Source organism: Mesorhizobium sp. M4A.F.Ca.ET.020.02.1.1, assembly GCF_004022645.1.
In the GTDB taxonomy this organism is placed as follows: domain Bacteria; phylum Pseudomonadota; class Alphaproteobacteria; order Rhizobiales; family Rhizobiaceae; genus Mesorhizobium.
In genome coordinates this window covers 1-2,761 of sequence record NZ_RZOI01000769.1, presented here as the reverse complement: position 1 = coordinate 2,761, position 2,761 = coordinate 1, and the positions used below count along the sequence as shown (strand labels likewise).

The 2,761-nt window shown below is 64.0% G+C and carries 3 protein-coding genes; all 3 read right to left on the bottom strand.

The features are described 5' to 3' along the window. Positions 1–162: TatD family hydrolase (locus EN742_RS30805; RefSeq protein WP_189375681.1), on the bottom strand; the 162-nt coding region annotated here is incomplete at its 3' end. After that, complete coding sequence (metG, locus tag EN742_RS30800; protein ID WP_127407577.1) at positions 162–1,712, bottom strand: methionine--tRNA ligase; 1,551 nt, start codon at positions 1,710–1,712, stop codon at positions 162–164. The genes EN742_RS30805 and metG, both read right to left, overlap by 1 nt. Before the next feature lie 83 nt (positions 1,713–1,795). Continuing rightward, a partial coding sequence (locus tag EN742_RS30795; protein WP_128333654.1) for a DNA polymerase III subunit delta' occupies positions 1,796–2,761 on the bottom strand: 966 nt, incomplete at its 5' end.

Below are 2,761 nucleotides of genomic sequence, written 5' to 3'. Positions count from 1 at the left end.
ATCAAAAGTCTCAGCAATTTCAAGTATTTGCTGAAACCGCCTCACACGTGTCGAGATCGTCACCATGCGGCCGATGCCGGCCGCGAGGGCGCGGGCGACGATGGCCGCCCGCTCCTCGGCGAAGTCCGGAAAGTCGAGATGGCAATGACTGTCGACCAGCATCAGGCTTTGGCATCCTGCTCGACATAACGCGGGAACACGCCCTCGGGCGCCGGCAGGGCCGTGCCCGGCACCAGCGCATGGTCGGCATGGACATGCTCGAAATTGCGCTTGTCCGCCGGTACCGCCAGCAGGTCGAGCAGCTTCGCGGCAGATCCCGGAATGAAGGGCTGGCACAGCACCGTCACCCGCCGGACGAGTTCTGCCGTTGTCCACAGCACCGTCTCCATGCGCACGGGATCGGTTTTCCGCAGCGCCCAGGGTTCCTGGGAAGCAAAATAGCGATCGGCTTCCGCCACCACGCCGAAAATCGCCGCCAGCGCCAGATGGATGCCCTGCTCCGCCATCGCCTTGCGTGCCGTCGCCAGCGCTTCGACCGCCTGATCGAGGATGGCGCCGTCGGCCTCCGTCAATTCGCCGCGCTTCGGCACCACGCCGCCGCAGTTCTTGGCGATCATCGACAGCGAGCGCTGCGCCAGATTGCCGAGCCCGTTGGCGAGATCCGCGTTGGTGCGGTTGACGATCGCTTCATGGCTGTAGTTGCCGTCCTGTCCGAATGGCACCTCGCGCAGGAAGAAATAGCGCACCTGGTCGACGCCGTAGTGCTCGGCCATGGTGAACGGGTCGATGACGTTGCCGACCGACTTCGACATCTTCTCGCCGCGGTTGAACAGGAAGCCGTGGCCGAAGACGCGCTTGGGCAGCGGGATTCCCGCCGACATCAGGAAGGCCGGCCAATAGACCGCGTGGAAGCGCACAATATCCTTGCCGATGATGTGAGCATCAGCCGGCCAGAACTTCCATTTATCATCGTTTTCATCGGGATAGCCGAGGCCGGTGATGTAGTTGGTCAAGGCGTCGACCCACACATACATCACGTGCTTCTCGTCGCCGGGCACCGGCACGCCCCAGTCGAAAGTGGTGCGCGAGACCGACAGGTCCTTCAGCCCCGACTTGACGAAACTCATCACCTCGTTGCGGCGCTCGGCGGGGCCGATGAAGTCGGGCTGACTTTCGTAAAGCGCGATGAGCTTGTCCTGATAGGCCGAAAGCCGGAAGAAATAGCTCTCTTCCTCGACCCATTCGACCGGCGTCCCCTGCGGCCCGTAGCGGACATTGTCGGCGCGCAGCTCGGTCTCCTCCTCGCCGTAATAGGCCTCGTCGCGCACCGAATACCAGCCGGCATAGCCGCCCTTGTAGATATCGCCATTGGCGGCCATCGCCTTCCAGATCGCCTGCGAGGACGCGTAATGTCGCTCCTCGGTGGTGCGGATGAAGTCATCGTTGGAGGCGTTGAGCACGGTCGCCATGCGCCTGAACTCGGCCGAGTTGCGGTCGGCGAGCTCGCGCGGCGTGACACCGTCCTTGCGCGCCGTCTGCAGCATCTTGATGCCGTGCTCGTCGGTGCCGGTCAGGAAGAACACCTGCTTGCCGTCGAGGCGCTGGAAGCGGGCAAGCGCGTCGGTGGCGATCAGCTCATAGGCATGGCCGATATGCGGCTTGCCGTTCGGGTAGGAAATCGCCGTCGTGATGTAGAATGTGTCGCGTGACATGAATGAACCGTCATGAAAGTCTGAATGTGAGTTGTGGGGGTGGATATCCTATCGGCATGGCGATTGCCATCCCGAGCGGGCCATCACATTCGCATCACAGAATTCAGGCGGTCGATCATGATCAGAGCGTGCTGCTTCTTGTCGAGATTGTAGGTCTCGGTCTCAGATATAGCGTTCTGGGCTTCCTGCCAAGCTTCGGACAGGGCTTTGGCCCGCGCCAGATCGCCGGCGAGTGCCGCCTCGCTGGCGCGTGAGGACAACAGGTCAAGCGCGTGTCGGTTGAAGATGTCGAACTGGATCGCCTGGTCGCGGCCGGCAACCGCCTCGGCAAGCCGGTGGGCGCCGGCGACGTCGCCCTTCCTCGCCGCAACCAGGGCGTCGAGCGCGGCCGCGATCTCCAGCCCGCCATATTGGGTCAGAAGGATCGCGTTGCGGGCGCTGCCGCCTGCCCGCTCCGCAAGTGCCGCGCGCGCAGCCGGCTCCTCGGGTGGCGGCGGCTCGATGCCTTGCAGAACGGTCATCAACTCCTCGTCGCCGAGCGGCGTCAGCCGCACCATCTGGCAGCGCGACCGGATGGTCGGCAAAAGGCTGCCCGGCGCATGCACGATCAGGATGAACAGCGTGCGCGCCGGCGGCTCCTCCAGATTCTTCAGCAAGGCATTGGCGGCATTGGTGTTCATGTCGTCGGCCGGGTCGACGATAACGATGCGGTAGCTGCCGTCGTGCGAGGTCATCGACAGGAAGCGGCTGACCTTGCGGATCTCGTCCACGGTGACGACCGTCTTGAAGCTCTTGGTCTTGTCGTTGGCCGGCCGGGTCAGGTGCAGCACCGAAGGATGCGCCCCCGTGGCGATCTGGCGAAACAAGGATGAGGCCGGGTCAGGTTGGGCGATCGTCTCCGGCGCCCGCTCGAAGGCCGGATGCCTTAGGAGATGATGCGCAAGGTGAAAGGCCAGCGTCGCCTTGCCGATGCCGACCGGCCCGGCAAGGATCAATGCGTGCGGCAGCTTGCCGGCGCGATAGGCCGCCACGAGCATGGATGCCGCCTG